Consider the following 14,362-nt stretch of genomic DNA (forward strand, 5'->3'; position numbering starts at 1 on the left):
GGTAGTGACCAATGACTGAGAAAGTCAATATAATGACTGATTCGGGTGCCGATGTTGCCCAGGTAAGCCTGGCCGTAGCGAACCGCATCCGCAACTGGCGTAAAGAGAAAAAGCTGTCGCTGGACGAGCTGTCCCGCCGCGCCAGCGTCAGCAAAGGGATGCTGGTGGAGATCGAAAAGGGCGCAGCCAACCCCAGCATCGCCATTTTGTGCAAGCTGGCCGCCGCGCTCGGCATCTCCGTGGCGGATATCGTCAACGTCTCCAGCGAGCCGCTGGTGCATGTTATCGAAGAAGCGGCGATCCCGGTGCTGTGGCAGGGTGCACAGGGTGGACGCGCCAGACTGCTGGCGGGTACGGCAGGCCCGGACATGATTGAATTATGGCAGTGGGAAATGCAGCCGGGGGAGTGCTTCACCTCTCCGGGGCACCCGGCGGGAACCTGTGAGCTGCTGCACGTGAACGAAGGCGTTTTAACGCTGACGGTGGACGAGACGGTGACCCAGGTTAACGCTGGCGCATCGGCGGTGGCGAAAACGGAAGCGGCGCACGGCTACGCCAATGAAGGCGATACCATGCTTCGCTTCACCATGACGGTGGCGGAGTTTCACCGATAAAAAACTGCCGGGTAGCGTAGCGCCACCCGGCGTTGATTACGCCTCTTCCACGCTCACCCGCAGCGCTGCCAGCGCTTTACGCGCCGCTTTCAGCACCTGCTCACACTGCTCAATCGTCAGCGTCAGCGGCGGTTCTATGCGGATGGTTTTCGAGTTGTTGAGCGTTCCGGCGACCAGCACACGCTGTCGGAACATCTCGCTCGCGAAGCTATAGCCGGTTTCGTTATCAACAAACTCAATCGCCATCAGCATCCCTTTCCCACGCGCGTCCTGCACCAGGTCCGGATACTCCCGGCCTAGCTGACGGAAGCCGTCCAGCAGCATATCGCCTTTCTGCTCCGCCTGCGCGGGCAGGTTTTGCTCCAGCAGCACGTTGATGGTTGCCAGCGCGGCCGCACAGGCCAGCGGGTTACCGCCAAAGGTGGTGGTATGCAGGAACGGGTTGTCGAACAGCACCGAGAAGACCTCCTCGGTGGCCACCGTCGCGCCAATCGGCATCACGCCGCCGCCGAGCGCCTTCGCCAGGCACAGAATGTCCGGCTGAACGTTTTCGTGCTCGCAGGCAAACATCTTGCCGGTGCGCCCCATCCCGGTCTGGACTTCGTCGAGGATCAGCAGCGCGCCAAACTCATCGCACAGCTGACGCACGGCGGGCAGATAGCCCTGCGGAGGGAGGATCACGCCGCCTTCGCCCTGAATCGGCTCCAGGATCACCGCTGCCACGTCATCGCCGGTTTTACGGCATTCGCTCAGCACGGTGCGCATGGCGCTGATGTCGCCAAACGGCACGTGGCGGAAGCCCGGCAGCAGCGGCATAAACGGTTTGCGGAAGGTGGATTTGGCGGTAGCAGACAGTGCGCCCAGAGATTTACCGTGGAACGCGCCGCTGGTGGCGATAAAGGTGAATTTCCCGCGCGGCGACTGGTACGCTTTGGCGAGTTTAATTGCCGCTTCGACCGATTCCGTGCCGCTGTTGCTAAAGAAGCTGTACTTTAGCTTGCCGGGCGTTAAGGCCGCCAGCGTTTTCGCGAGCATGGCGCGAAGCGGGTCGAGCAGTTCCTGGCTATGGAGAGGTTGTTTCGCAAGTTGATTCTGTACGGCGGAAACCACAACTGGATTACGGTGCCCCACGTTGAAGATACCAAAACCACCCAGGCAATCGATAAACTCCTGTCCCTGGGTGTCGACAAGCGTGTTCAGACTTCCCGCTTGCCACTCTACGGCTCCGTAATCCCCGCCGGCGGTAACAGATTTGCGATACTCCAGAAAACCTGGATTGACGTGCTCTTTAAAGTAATCGATGACCTCTCGGTTAAGTTGTTTCATCTCCTCATGATCGAGCGTTCGCTTCTCAATGAGATTCAGTGCGTGCGCGGTACAGGCAAGAGCCGAGGCGCTGGAAGGTAACCTGTTCAAAATGTGCTCCCGGGGATCGCGTATCACATGATACTGGATTAAGTATTGCAGGGATTACGCCACTTCAGATGACTTAACGAAAATCGGGATAAACGCCAGGTTAAAATAATGTTGCACAATATTTAATCATGCCGGAGCAACCGAAACGGGATTTAGCGGTACAGGAAAGAGAGGATAAATGAGGGCGGAAAAGCGCAGCTGCACTAAAGAAGTGCAGTTGCTGCAACTTAAGTGGGCATTAATAGGTCATGCTTTATAGGTAATTTCTTAGTGAAAGTATTTTAAATCAATGAATTATAAAATTGTACAAAAAGTATGGTTTAAGTGAAATCTGCGATCTTCATCAAGTTTAACAACTAAAGATAAATTGTTTACCGCCGAAAAAACATTGACCCACAAAATTAACATTCAAATAACCTGCAAGGGATGCCCACGATGTCCTCTCCAACCTATGTCACCCAGAATGAATATCCTCTGGACGATGACACCACCTTAATGTCTACCACAGACGTCCACAGCTACATCACACACGCCAACGACACCTTTGTGCAGGTGAGCGGCTATCAGCTCGATGAGCTGACGGGCCAGCCGCACAATATGGTGCGCCACCCCGATATGCCAAAAGCCGCGTTTGCCGATATGTGGTACACGCTGCAACAGGGCGAGCCGTGGAGCGGAATTGTCAAAAACCGGCGCAAAAACGGCGACCACTACTGGGTGCGTGCGAATGCGGTGCCGATGGTGCGCCGCGGGCAGGTGACGGGCTATATGTCCATTCGCACCAAAGCCACAGCGGAAGAGATTGCCGCCGTGGAGCCGCTCTACCGGGCGCTGAACGACGGGAGCTGTAAGAAACGTGTGCACAAGGGGCTGGTGGTTGGAAAAGGCTGGCTGGGCAAACTGCCGGCAATGCCGCTGCGCTGGCGCGTGCGTGGCGTGATGGCGACGCTTTTTGCCGTTCTCGCCGCCACGCTGATCGCGACCTCCGCCGGGTGGATGCCGCTCGCCGCGGCCGCGCTGGTGATGCTGCTGGGGACACTGCTGTTTGAGCAACAGATTGTCCGCCCGGTAGAGGATGTGGCGCGACAGGCGCTGAAGGTCGCAACCGGGGAGCGCAACAGCGTGCAGCATCTGAACCGCAGCGACGAGCTGGGGCTGACGCTGCGCGCGGTCGGGCAGCTGGGCCTGATGTGCCGCTGGTTAATCAATGACGTCTCGAGCCAGGTGGTGAGCGTCCGTGACGGCAGCGACAGGCTGGCGCAGGGAAATGAAGACCTGAACGATCGCACGCGCCAGACCGTGGCGAACGTGCAGCAGACCGTTGCAACAATGAACCAGATGGCCGCTTCCGTTCAGAGTAACTCTGAAACCGCCGCCGAGGTGGATAAACTCTCCGTGGCCGCGAGCAGCGCGGCGACGAAAGGGGGCAACGTGATGCAGACCGTGGTCAAAACCATGGATGACATTGCCGACAGCACGCAGCGGATTGGCTCGATTACCTCCCTGATTAACGATATCGCTTTCCAGACCAATATTCTGGCGCTGAACGCGGCGGTTGAAGCGGCAAGGGCAGGAGAGCAGGGAAAAGGTTTTGCCGTGGTCGCGGGCGAAGTGCGCCATCTCGCCAGCCGAAGCGCCAGTGCCGCCAATGATATTCGTAAACTCATTGATGCCAGCGCCAGCAAGGTGCAGTCCGGCTCTGAGCAGGTTCACGCCGCAGGCCGCACGATGGATGATATTGTCGAGCAGGTGAAAAACGTGACGCAGCTTATCGCCCAGATCAGCCACGCGACCTCCGAGCAGGCAACCGGACTGTCAGAGTTGACCCGCGCGGTAGCCGAACTCGACAGCATCACGCAGAAAAACGCCGACCTGGTCGAGGAGAGCGCCCACATTTCTGCGATGGTGAAGCACCGCGCCGGACGCCTTAAGGATGCGGTGACCGTGCTTCATTGAGTCAATAATGTTCCGAAAAAGCCGTTTATTTCGTAAGGAATAAACGGCTTTTTATTTTCTGGTTGTGACTATTAATGTATTTTATTGTTAATTCAATATTAAATAACTAAAGAAAGTGCCTCAGTTATTTATTCCTGCCTAAGTCAGTTCTTCAGAATGCTATTTCGAAAATACCCCGTTTGACGGTCTGGTAACGATCGATGAGGCCTTATTAATAGTCTACACCTATGCATTGCGGGGGTTATGAAATAAAAAAACGATCAAACTCATAAAGTTAGCGAAATCGTTACCGATAACAGCGATCGTCTGAGAAATAATCACATCGATGGAGAAAATATGTTCTTACATGACGTAAAGATCGGCACGAAATTATTTCTGGCGTTCGGGTTCTTTATTGTCCTGATGGCCATCAGTGCGGGCCTGTCTCTGCTGAGCCTGAACCGGGCGAATAACGGGATGCAATCGATTATTACCAGCGATTATCCGACCACGGTAAAAGCAAACCAGTTAATCGATAACTTCCAGGAATTTATTAGCACTCAACAGCTGATGCTGCTGGACGAGCAGGGCACTTACACGGGGCAATCTCAGCAGCGCCTGAAAGAGATCAGCGAGCACATCACGGTGATCCTGGGCGAGCTGAACAACGCGCTGCAGGATCAAAAGTCTCAGCAGGTGCTGGCGGAAATCCGCAGCGTGCGCCAGCAGTATCTGGACTCGCGCTACCGCATTTTGCAGGCGGTGCAGAACAACAATCGTGCGGGCGCTATTCAGGAGATGATGACCACCACTCTCGCCGTGCAGCAGGCTTATAAAGCGAAGGTGAAGGAGCTGATTACCATTCAAAACAGCGAGATGCAGAGTGCAGGCGCGCAGGTGGAAGGGGATTTCAGGTCTAACCGCCTGCTGCTGATCCTGCTCACGCTCTTTAGCGTCGCGGCAGGCAGCCTGATTGGCTGGTTTATCGTGCGCGCTATCACTCGTCCGCTCGGCGAGGCGGTGCATTTTGCAAAAGCCATTTCTGAGGGGGATCTCACGGGCAGCATCACGCCACACGGCAAAGACGAAACGGGTCTGCTGCTGCATGCGCTAATGGAGATGAAAACGCGACTGCTGGACATTGTGCAGCAGGTGCAAACCGGCTCGGAGAATATCTCCAGCGCAGCCGCGCAGATTGTCGCCGGGAACCAGGATCTGGCCGCGCGCACGGAAGAGCAGGCAAGTTCTGTAGAACAGACCGCCGCCTCGATGGAGCAGATCACCGCGACGGTGAAAAATACCGCCTCGCATACCGGGGAAGCGACCAACCTCTCGGCGGATGCCGCCACGGTGGTCAAAAACAACGGCGAGATGATGAAGCAGGTGACCAGCAAAATGCGCCTGATTAACGAGACGTCGAACCGGATGTCCGACATTATCGACCTGATCGACGCCATTGCTTTCCAGACCAATATTCTGGCGCTGAACGCGGCGGTGGAAGCGGCACGCGCCGGCGAGCACGGTCGAGGCTTTGCGGTGGTGGCGGGTGAAGTTCGCCAGCTTGCCCAGAAGAGTGCGTCATCTGCCAGCGAAATCCGCGAGCTGATTGAGAGCTCTACCAGCCAAACCCAGGACGGGATGAACCTGGTTGAAAAAGCGAGTGCGTTGATCAATGGGATGGTCGGCAACGTGGAAGAGATGGACGCGATCCTGCGCGAAATTCGCCAGGCCAGCCACGAGCAGACGGAAGGTATCTCGCAGATTAACAGCGCGATTGGCCTGATTGATGCCACCACCCAGCAGAACTCCGCGCTGGTGGAGGAGTCCGTCGCGGCGGCAGCATCGCTTAACGAACAGGCGATGCACCTGAAGGAGCTGGTACGCGTCTTCCGCGTGAGCGAGCACGCTCCGGCTTAGTCCAGCTGGGAGATCTCGAGCGCCGCGCGGTCAATGACGCCGATAATCTGCTTGAGCTGCGCGTCGCTGAGCTCTCCCTGATTCACCTTCAGGTCTAACACCGCTTTGAAGTTATCCAGAGCCCGCTTCATCTGCGGGTTTTTGCGCAGCTGAAAACCGACGGAACGCGCTTTGATACGCACCTGGATCTGTTCCAGCTGTTCCCGGTTTTCGTCCAGCCAGCGTTGTCCTTCAGCGGTAATCGTAATCGTCTTACGACCGTTCTCTTCTTCCGTAATGGTGATAAAGGTCTGATCCTGAAGATAATCCAGGGTTGGATAGATCACTCCTGGGCTCGGGGTGTAATTCCCCTGGGTCAGATTCTCGATCTCTTTGATCAGCTCGTAGCCGTGGCTCGCGCTGCGGGTCAGGATATCCAGAATCCCCAGCCGCAGATCGCCGTGGCCGAAAAAGCGCGGTCGGCGCCCGCCGCTGTCGTATTCGTGTCGCATAGTAGGTCTCTCAATTTGATATATCTAAACTATATCTAAGATATATTCAGATGCAATCTAAAAGATCTTGCATTTTTGCTTATTAGTAATCATTATCATTTGAAAATTGATTTAGATATATCGTATTCACCAGAGAAGGGGCTAAAAATGGCATCTACCCGTTACCCACAGCGTGTTCGTAATGACCTGCGCTTTCGCGAGCTGACGGTGCTCCGCGTTGAGCGCGCCAGCGCGGGTTTCCAGCGCATTGTTTTAGGCGGCGAGCAGCTGGAGGGCTTTAGCTCCCGCGGTTTCGACGACCATACCAAAGTCTTTTTTCCGGCCCCGGGTGCGGTGTTTGTGCCGCCGGTGGTCACCGATGAAGGCATCGACTGGGGAGACGGCGTACGTCCTCAGACGCGCGACTATACGCCGCTATACGACGAGGCAAACCATGAGCTGGTGCTCGATTTCTTCGTTCATGACGGCGGCATTGCCAGCCGTTGGGCGGTCGAGGCGAAAGCGGGGGACAGGCTGACCATCGGCGGCCCGCGCGGTTCGCTGGTGGTGCCGGAGGATTACGCCTGGCAGCTGTACGTGTGCGATGAGTCCGGCATGCCCGCGCTGCGCCGACGCTTAGAGAGCATTGCTAAACTGCCGGTTCGCCCGGAAATTCATGCGGTAGTGACGGTCGGGGACGACTCTTATAAGGACTATCTGGCGCACCTGAGCGAATTCAACATCACCTGGGTTGTAGGCCACAGCGAGCAGGCGGTAGCGGACCATCTGGCGGCGCTGGCCGTTCCTGGTGAAGATTACTTCATCTGGCTGACCGGGGAAGGGAAGGTAGTGAAGACGCTGAGCCGTCAGTTTGAAACTGACGCGATTGACCCTCAACTGGTGCGTGCCAGCGCATACTGGCACGCCAAATAATCAGGCGGCGGAATCCAGCTGCGCTTCGCTCACCTGATGTTCGAGCGAGGCGCGGACCTCGTGCAGGGCTTTCTCCTGCTGAGCGAAGTAAGCTTCCATATTGTTCAGAGACGAGACCAGAAGCCAGGATTCCTCTTTCTCCAGCTCCGCCAGCTCGTTCACTAAAATGTCGATTTGCTCGCGAACCTGCGCCATTTTTTTGCGGATACGTTCCAGATCGTTCAGCCTGTCGCTTGCCATCAATGGCTCAAAGCCCTGCTGCAGGCGGGCCACCAGTGAGCGAATGGTTTTAACGTCACCACGCTGCTTCGCCTGGTTGAGCTGGACCATCATCGCGTTGGCTTCCTCTTTCAGATCGTCTGCAACCAGGTCCGGGTGGCAGAGCTTGCTCGCCTGACGCCAGAGACGCTTGAGTTCGTTCCGATCCTCTTCCGAAAGATCTCTGCCCTTGCGCAGCCGCACTTCGGCATCGTGATGCTGCTCGCGATACTTCTCGTACTCTTCGTTAGCGTCGTCGCGCGCCTGACGCGCAGGCTCCTCTTCCCGCGTTAAGCCGCTCTCCAGCTCCAGCGCTTCTGCCAGCAGGTTGGCAATCAGATTGCTTTGCTGTTCCAGATGCTTACGCGCCTCAGCGGCCTGGACGGAGTCGGCCGGGAGATCGCGCCAGCGCTGGGTGAGCGTCGCCAGCACCTCTACCGCCTGCGCCATATAGCGCTGGCAGCGACGGTAATCTTCCTCACGGCGACGCGCTTCCGCCTGCTGACGGCGCAGGTTCAGCTCGGCCAGGGTTTTACGCAGGGCGAGGATCTGCTGCATCAGCGGCCCGAGGCGAGAGAAATAGAGATCGTTGAACTCATCAAGCTGCTGCACCCGGGCGTTGCGGCGGTCAATCAGATCGCGCAGACGCTCTACCAGCGCCTTCAGCTCCAGCTTGCTGGCGGCCACCTGCGGATCGCGCCACTGGGTCACGGCGCGCTGGCCCTGAAGCCAGGCGGTAATTGCCGCCATCGCAGCGGTGTAGTTCTTCTTTTCAAGCGCCACGACGATTGCCTGTAGCTCATCGTCAAACGCTTCATTTTTCAGCCGTGTCAGCTGGCTCTGGATGATATCGTCATCTTCCAGTTCAATGGCATTTTTAATGATTTCTAGCCGTTTGATCGGTGTGCTCATGATGCCTTTCGCTTTGGCGCTTAAGTATTTGAGTTAAGGTTAGTTGTTGTAAAAGCTACAGGAAATAATACACACGGATGATGATCGGCGCGATGGGGGATTTCTTTAGTTTTTAGGGTTTGTGAGTAAAGAGACAGGATGGTTTGCGTTTCCCGTTCCCGCTCTGCCAATGCTTCCACGTTTCGCGATGGGGTTCGCAGCGCTTTCCGTGCCTGAGGAGCATCATATAGCCATGGGCATTTCATTGTACAAATCGTATTCGTGAATTCCTCAAAATCCAACGTCACGCTCATTTTTATTACACTAAACCTAAATTTATTTTTTTTAGTTGACCTTTATATCTATGAGTGATTTGTTAATAACATTCCAGGATGTTAATGCCCCGGCATTGTCTCCCGGGAAATAAGCGATGGTATATATAAAGGTAACGGTATGCGATTTTTAAAATATATAATTATTCCAGCAATAGTGAGTCTTTCTGGCTGTAGCACTTTCTTTCCTGAACCGAAAATGTACACGCCTCCTCCGAATAGCGAGGATGTGGCTAAGATTCGCCTCATTGGCCCGCCGATGAGCTATGGCATCTATCAGTATGATAAGGCAGGTAAAGAAACGGGTGGATGGGTACTTAAGCACAATCGTTATCTGAACCCTTTCCTGGGGTCGACAAAAGATATTGGTCTCCCTAAAGTGACGGGCAAGAAATATGATAAAGACTATTTTGAAACGCTGATTGTGCCAGACGAAAAAACGACTGTTCAGCACGCTTTATACCAGGGATGTAATGTATCGCTCACCTTCACGCCAGAAAAGAAAAAGATTTACGAAGGTCATATTAGCTATAGCGATAAAACGGGATATTGCGTGCTTTATATGAAAGAAGTCGCGCTGGATACCGTCAATGGTATTTATATTGAAAAGGATTTTGTACAGTGAGAACCATGAATGTCTTAGGCGTGGCGTTAGTCTGTCTCCTGAGCACCTCTTGTGCATCAAACTACGATGGAACTAAGGCAACAAGCCTGGCGCAGTATTCTGAAAAAGAGATAAAGCAGAAGCTGATCCCAGAGGTCACGACCCGCAAAGATGTACTGATTGCTTTTGGCGTGCCTGCCAATACGGCTGACTACAATAATACGCGCCACTGGGAATATACGTCGCAGATCCTTGACCGTCGTATCTATCTCATCATTCCACTTAATCTGGACCGCAAGCAGCAGCTGTCCGTTGATTTTTCTGACAAAGGAATTCTGACTTCATACAACTACATCGAAAAATAACGTTTAAAATCATCAAGGCTGACGAGCGTCGTCAGCCTTGAAACTGGCAGCCTCAGCTCACCTCGCTGTAAATCCCCACCACGCGACCCACCGTTTTTATCTCGTCGATACCGCATTCAAACGGAACCTTGCCGCCCGCCACGTGGAGCTTTTTACCCGGCAGCAGCGTGAGGTCGCGGATGCTGGCGGTGCCTTCAATCTCAACCAGCCACAGGCCGTCGGTTAACGATGCTTCTTTTTCAACAAAGTGCAGCTTCCCCTCCGCCCGAACGGCGATACCGCGAGCCAGCGGTTTGCTAAAGAAACCAGAGTCAATACTCAAAGTGGTATTTTCTTCCAGCCTTCCATCACTAAGTGTGAATGTGGAAACCGAAACCGGATCGCCCGGCGCGGGGTTACCTTCAAACTGCGCACCTTGTCCGGTCATCAGCCAGCGAAGGCTGGCACCGGTGTCCAGCGCGCACTGAACCGCAAAGTCGTAAGAGACGGTACCGCGCGCGTAGCGGTTCTGAAGCGAGCTGGCGGCGATATTAAAGTGCCGGGCCAGCTGGATTTTCTGCGTGAAACCATATACCTGACAGATTCTATCGAGTAACTCTTCATTATTCACTTGAGAATCCAGAATCAAAATATATTCCTTTGGGTGTTTACTAATACTCATTTGGGTATTAATATCATTACAAATTCGGGCAATCAGCGGCAGACGTTGGCAAACAGAGGCTAATGATTGCAGACATTATCAAAATGGGAATCATGCAGCATGGCATCTGAAATCGCAATCCTCAAACGGCGGAAAAAACCGTGCTGTGCCCGTTTTAAGCGCACTAGCGTGCGTGAATTTACGCGAGGGGAGATATGGCGATAGAAGCTGCCCGTGCAAGGGTTCCACTTAGCGTGGGAGCGCGTCTTAGCGGGCTTAACCACGTCGCTGAACTGCGCGCCCGATATGGGAGCGATAGCGGAAAAGAGCTGGCGCGGTTTATGGCTGAAATGCGCGACAGGCGCGATCCCTGTTTTGAGGAGAACAGCAGGGCGCTGGCCGCCCTCTTTTTCCTGGCGAGATTGCCCGTCGCCCGCCACGAGTGCGATATCAGCGAGCTGTCGACCGAAGAGAAACGGGCGCTGATTAACGCCATGAACCATTTTCGTGCTGTTGTGAGTTTATTTCCTGAACGGCTGACCATGCCGATATAACCCAACCCAAAAACTAATGGCGTAAACCCGCCGGGCACCCTATTGCCTGAAATTAAGGAGAACGCGTGATGCGAAACAGTGAAAACCGCCCTTATCCGACCGGAAGTGAAGAACTGAAGCGCCTGCTGGCAGAGGCAAAAACGGAGGAACGATGCGCGCGAGCCCTCGCGGTCTCCCTGCGTCTGGAGGCGCTGGCGAGCCATATCTACAAAACCGGCATGAGCGGAGAAGACGTTGCCGAACTGCTGTGCCACGAGGCGGCCCGCTACGAGCGTGAATCCCAGGAGCTGCACTGATGGCCGATTTTATCGATCTTGCGCAGGCGCGCGAGCAGGAAGACAGAGAGCGATACATTAATCGCGCCCGCAGACGACCCGTATCGCCTTCGCGTCTCCTCTGCGAGGACTGCGAGGCGCCGATACCGGAGGCGCGCCGAATAGCGGTGCCCGGCGTAGCCCTGTGCGTAACCTGCCAGGAGATCGCGGAGATGAAAAATAAACACGTCCGCGGAGGATAAGTTGGCTACGTCATTTGCTTATCCGTGGAATGCCCCACGGTTGGCCATTGCCAGCCCTTATCTCACCCACGCCCAACAGCAGCGCCGCGATCGCCTTTTCGCGGCGCTGCAGCAGGCAAGAATTGCCCTCTCACAGCAGCCTGACTGCGTACGCTTCGAGATCTGGCGTACGGTTGACGCTCTCGAACAGCATCGGGGCAGCCCGCAGGCTAACGCCTTTTTGATCCGCTTCTGCAAAAGGATGTTACCCCGCCTGCGGCGGGTCTCTGAACGCTATGCCTGCACAGGTCTGCACGATGAAGTCTCCAGGGCCGTGTTCGACGACCATTTTGACACTCAGCTTCTGCAATACCTTGCCTCGCGCATGGTCGAACTGGTTGCCCGCTATAACCGCCTTCCGGATATGTCCCGCGCGGACATCGACCTGCTGGCCGCAGATATCGCCAGCTTTATTCGCGGCGAGCTGGCGAATATTAACGATGCTGAAATGGGCGAATATCAGACGCTGTACGTCTGGTATCAGCGCGCCGGACTGATCGCCCGACAGTTCAACGTGTCGCCACCGCACTGGGAGCGGGTGGCGAAGTCGTTTTTCAACAAAGATGACGTTGCCGCGGCGGTGATCCGCATGTTTTCCGAGGCGTGGTGGCGCGGGCGGCTGCGTCGGGTCGCGGCTGCCTGGCGCGAGCATCTGCAGATTGCCCTCGGCAACGTCAGCAAACGGAGAACGGCGTATGCGAGCAAACGCTGCGTGACCGAGTGGCGCGAGCAGAAGCGCCGCACCCGCGAATTTCTCAAGGGCATGGAGCTGGAAGATGAAGAGGGCAACCGCATCAGCCTGATTGAAAAATACGACAGCTCGGTGGCCAACCCCGCGATACGCCGCTGTGAACTGATGACCCGCATCCGCGGGTTTGAAAATATCTGCGAGGCGCTGGGCTATGTGGGCGAGTTCTATACCTTAACCGCGCCCGCGCAGTATCACGCGACGCTGAAATCAGGCTCCCCCAACGCGAAGTGGAACGGGGCCAGCCCGTCGGATACGCAACTCTACTTTACCCGTCTCTGGGCGCGTATCCGCGCAAAACTCCACCGGGACGGGCACCGAATCTTCGGTATCCGCGTTGCGGAACCCCATCACGACGGTACGCCCCACTGGCACATGCTGATGTTTATGCTGCCGGAAGACGTCGAATACGTTCGCCAGATTATCGGGGATTACGCCCGGCAGGAGGATGGCGCTGAGCTGCAGAGCGAAAGCGCCAGACAGGCTCGCTTTCACGCGGACGCGATCGATCCGCAGAAAGGCAGCGCTACCGGCTATATCGCCAAATACATCTCAAAGAATATCGACGGCTATGCGCTCGATGGCGAGACCGATAGCGAAAGCGGTGGTTTGCTGAAAGAGACGGCGTCCGCCGTGTCGGCCTGGGCAGGGCGCTGGCACATTCGCCAGTTTCAGTTCATCGGCGGCGCGCCGGTTACGGTCTACCGCGAGCTGCGGCGTCTGGTGGATACCGAGGCCGCGCGCGGTCTGAGCGTTGAGTTTGCCGCCGTCCATGAGGCTGCCGACGCCGGGGACTGGGCGGGTTACGTCACCGCGCAGGGCGGGCCGTTTGTGCGTCGCGATGATTTACAGGTGCGCACGCTGTATGAGCCGCGCGCCGGGTTTAACCAGTACGGCGAGGAAACAGTCCGCATCCGCGGCGTGTACGATTCCGCCGTTGGCGCGGGCAGCCCAGTTTTAACCCGACTCACGCAGTGGAGAATTGTGCCGAAGCGGGCAGCGGATCTTAAGGATGTGCCCGTATCCTCTCGGAGTTCTGTCAATAACTGTACGCAGACCGATCTTTCTCAACCCCTCAGCCGACGTGCGAGGCGGGCGTTAACCGAACGCATCAAATTCATCCGCCCTGGCGCGTCGTCGCCCGTCGTCTTCGCGAGCGACCCGCAGAACGGGGTACCGGAGAAGGTGATCGATGAGATACGGCTCGCCACCGGGATAGCCATCAGCCGGGCAGAAGCCCTGCATCTGATGGCGGGAGGCATCAGCCGCTTTAACGATAAATGGTGCAGGGGCGCAGCTGACGGATCGCTATTTCCTGCACCGTGTTCTTACCAGCAAAAGGCGCGGAAAATCCTTGAACGTATTGGGTATTTAACGGATCTCTTCGCTCAGAGAGCCCGCTAATCTCCATCCATATCATGTACATACCGTGAAGGGTTCTGATTTTTCGCTTCACTCTTTTTATGAATACGTGCTACTGTATGTTTATACAGTATCTCGTGGTGGAGGTTGTGTGGACAGAGAGTTGAACGAGCAGGTCATGATTGAACGAGTCGAGCTGATTGCGCGACTGACGACAGAAGGAACGTGTCAAGAAAGAGATCGTGAGATTGCCCTGAATTTGATTGCTGAGATTGCGCGGGGAAATTTAATCAAGAACAACGCGTTTACCGTTGTTTTCTCAGCATCGCCTGTTCCGGAACGAATCAAAAAAGAGGGCAACGTTCGGGTGAACATTACTCTTGATAAAGATCAACAGATTGGCCATGCCGTCGTTGAGGCCTTTCAGTGCGAACTGACCCGCAGAATACGATCCCTGTTTCCGTCATCGCGGGTGAACGTGAAGATAGGATCGGTGACGGGGGTTGAGCTCCAGGGGCTTGAAAAAGAAGCCGATCGCGAGGCGCTGGACGCTATCCTCCGGGAAGTCTGGGAAGACGAGAGCTGGCGCTAGCCCCGGCGTTATCACCCGTACCAACATCCTCATTCCTGTTTTGCGCTTCCGTTGAACCACGCTTCGCCGCTCGTGGACGATCTGTTGTGCCCGCGATTGTCCATCCGTCAGCGATAGCGAAAAGCCTTCTGGCCCGGGAAACTCTACGTTACCTGGAAACCGGATGTTGGGAGCG

Annotated in this window: 15 protein-coding genes; 11 read left to right on the forward strand and 4 right to left on the reverse strand. The window is 55.7% G+C overall.

Going from position 1 to position 14,362, the window contains the following annotated elements; translation table 11 throughout:
- Nucleotides 1-11 precede the first annotated feature (11 nt).
- On the forward strand, nt 12-614 hold the full coding sequence (locus P346_RS10835; RefSeq protein WP_032659813.1) for a helix-turn-helix domain-containing protein: 603 nt from the start codon (nt 12-14) through the stop codon (nt 612-614).
- A gap of 36 nt (nt 615-650) precedes the next feature.
- Here P346_RS10835 and ygjG read toward each other — a convergent pair whose 3' ends face one another.
- Nucleotides 651-2,030 (reverse strand): putrescine aminotransferase, encoded by a 1,380-nt coding sequence (gene ygjG, locus P346_RS10830; RefSeq protein ID WP_032659817.1) that lies wholly within the window; start codon nt 2,028-2,030, stop codon nt 651-653.
- Nucleotides 2,031-2,465: 435 nt separating this feature from the next.
- Between ygjG and P346_RS10825 the strand changes: the two genes are divergently transcribed.
- Entirely contained in the window at nt 2,466-3,986 is a 1,521-nt protein-coding gene (locus P346_RS10825; RefSeq protein ID WP_032659819.1) for a methyl-accepting chemotaxis protein, read from the forward strand.
- 336 nt (nt 3,987-4,322) lie between these two features.
- Complete coding sequence (locus P346_RS10820) at nt 4,323-5,882, forward strand: methyl-accepting chemotaxis protein (RefSeq protein ID WP_032659820.1); 1,560 nt, start codon at nt 4,323-4,325, stop codon at nt 5,880-5,882.
- On the opposite strand, the gene P346_RS10815 is transcribed toward P346_RS10820, so the two are convergent.
- Nucleotides 5,879-6,373 carry a PadR family transcriptional regulator gene (locus P346_RS10815; protein ID WP_032659823.1) on the reverse strand — a complete coding sequence of 165 codons (495 nt, stop codon included), beginning with the start codon at nt 6,371-6,373 and terminating at the stop codon, nt 5,879-5,881. The two genes, P346_RS10820 and P346_RS10815, sit on opposite strands and share 4 nt — an antisense overlap.
- A gap of 147 nt (nt 6,374-6,520) precedes the next feature.
- Between P346_RS10815 and P346_RS10810 the strand changes: the two genes are divergently transcribed.
- Entirely contained in the window at nt 6,521-7,285 is a 765-nt protein-coding gene (locus P346_RS10810; RefSeq protein WP_032659826.1) for a siderophore-interacting protein, read from the forward strand.
- On the opposite strand, the gene P346_RS10805 is transcribed toward P346_RS10810, so the two are convergent.
- Nucleotides 7,286-8,455, reverse strand: coding sequence for a DNA repair protein (locus P346_RS10805; protein WP_032659827.1), 1,170 nt, complete (start codon nt 8,453-8,455; stop codon nt 7,286-7,288). It abuts the gene before it with no gap.
- A gap of 432 nt (nt 8,456-8,887) precedes the next feature.
- On the opposite strand from P346_RS10805, the gene P346_RS0121700 reads away from it, so the two are divergent.
- Both P346_RS0121700 and P346_RS10800 read left to right on the forward strand, forming a co-directional pair.
- A complete protein-coding gene (locus P346_RS0121700; RefSeq protein WP_084492154.1) occupies nt 8,888-9,391 on the forward strand; it encodes a hypothetical protein in 504 nt (167 codons plus the stop codon).
- Entirely contained in the window at nt 9,388-9,735 is a 348-nt protein-coding gene (locus P346_RS10800; RefSeq protein ID WP_054830236.1) for a hypothetical protein, read from the forward strand. The genes P346_RS0121700 and P346_RS10800 overlap by 4 nt, the downstream gene beginning before the upstream one ends.
- Nucleotides 9,736-9,787: 52 nt before the next feature.
- Here the strand turns inward: P346_RS10800 and P346_RS10795 are convergent, their stop codons facing one another.
- Nucleotides 9,788-10,363: a phage repressor protein CI gene (locus P346_RS10795; protein ID WP_032659830.1), complete on the reverse strand. Its 576-nt coding sequence runs from the start codon at nt 10,361-10,363 to the stop codon at nt 9,788-9,790.
- A 227-nt stretch (nt 10,364-10,590) separates the two neighbouring features.
- Here P346_RS10795 and P346_RS10790 point away from each other — a divergent pair, with 227 nt between their 5' ends.
- The 5 genes from P346_RS10790 to P346_RS22955 all read left to right on the forward strand — a co-directional run bounded on the left by P346_RS10790 (nt 10,591) and on the right by P346_RS22955 (nt 14,187).
- Nucleotides 10,591-10,929 carry a DUF5347 domain-containing protein gene (locus P346_RS10790; protein ID WP_032659832.1) on the forward strand — a complete coding sequence of 113 codons (339 nt, stop codon included), beginning with the start codon at nt 10,591-10,593 and terminating at the stop codon, nt 10,927-10,929.
- A gap of 68 nt (nt 10,930-10,997) precedes the next feature.
- The gene (locus P346_RS10785) at nt 10,998-11,225 is read left to right on the forward strand and encodes a DUF2732 family protein (RefSeq protein ID WP_029741400.1); all 228 of its coding nucleotides are present in this window, start codon (nt 10,998-11,000) and stop codon (nt 11,223-11,225) included.
- Nucleotides 11,225-11,446, forward strand: coding sequence for a TraR/DksA family transcriptional regulator (locus P346_RS10780; RefSeq protein ID WP_032659835.1), 222 nt, complete (start codon nt 11,225-11,227; stop codon nt 11,444-11,446). Before P346_RS10785 ends, P346_RS10780 begins: the two co-directional genes overlap by 1 nt.
- Before the next feature lies 1 nt (nt 11,447).
- On the forward strand, nt 11,448-13,637 hold the full coding sequence (locus P346_RS10775) for a replication endonuclease (RefSeq protein ID WP_032659837.1): 2,190 nt from the start codon (nt 11,448-11,450) through the stop codon (nt 13,635-13,637).
- A gap of 109 nt (nt 13,638-13,746) precedes the next feature.
- Nucleotides 13,747-14,187 (forward strand): DinI-like family protein, encoded by a 441-nt coding sequence (locus P346_RS22955; protein WP_029741403.1) that lies wholly within the window; start codon nt 13,747-13,749, stop codon nt 14,185-14,187.
- Nucleotides 14,188-14,362: the final 175 nt, after the last annotated feature.

The sequence above is a fragment of the Enterobacter sp. DC1 genome, from assembly GCF_000568075.1.
GTDB lineage: Bacteria > Pseudomonadota > Gammaproteobacteria > Enterobacterales > Enterobacteriaceae > Enterobacter > Enterobacter asburiae.

Excerpts from the sequence above, each read along its gene's own strand:
- P346_RS10810 (WP_032659826.1), top strand. The coding sequence starts at position 6,521 with ATGGCATCTACCCGTTACCCACAGCGTGTTCGTAATGACCTGCGCTTT.
- P346_RS10805 (WP_032659827.1), bottom strand. The coding sequence starts at position 8,455 with ATGAGCACACCGATCAAACGGCTAGAAATCATTAAAAATGCCATTGAA.
- P346_RS10790 (WP_032659832.1), top strand. The coding sequence starts at position 10,591 with ATGGCGATAGAAGCTGCCCGTGCAAGGGTTCCACTTAGCGTGGGAGCG.
- P346_RS10815 (WP_032659823.1), bottom strand. The coding sequence starts at position 6,373 with ATGCGACACGAATACGACAGCGGCGGGCGCCGACCGCGCTTTTTCGGC.
- P346_RS10825 (WP_032659819.1), top strand. The coding sequence starts at position 2,466 with ATGTCCTCTCCAACCTATGTCACCCAGAATGAATATCCTCTGGACGAT.
- P346_RS10785 (WP_029741400.1), top strand. The coding sequence starts at position 10,998 with ATGCGAAACAGTGAAAACCGCCCTTATCCGACCGGAAGTGAAGAACTG.
- P346_RS10835 (WP_032659813.1), top strand. The coding sequence starts at position 12 with ATGACTGAGAAAGTCAATATAATGACTGATTCGGGTGCCGATGTTGCC.
- P346_RS0121700 (WP_084492154.1), top strand. The coding sequence starts at position 8,888 with ATGCGATTTTTAAAATATATAATTATTCCAGCAATAGTGAGTCTTTCT.
- P346_RS10780 (WP_032659835.1), top strand. The coding sequence starts at position 11,225 with ATGGCCGATTTTATCGATCTTGCGCAGGCGCGCGAGCAGGAAGACAGA.
- P346_RS10820 (WP_032659820.1), top strand. The coding sequence starts at position 4,323 with ATGTTCTTACATGACGTAAAGATCGGCACGAAATTATTTCTGGCGTTC.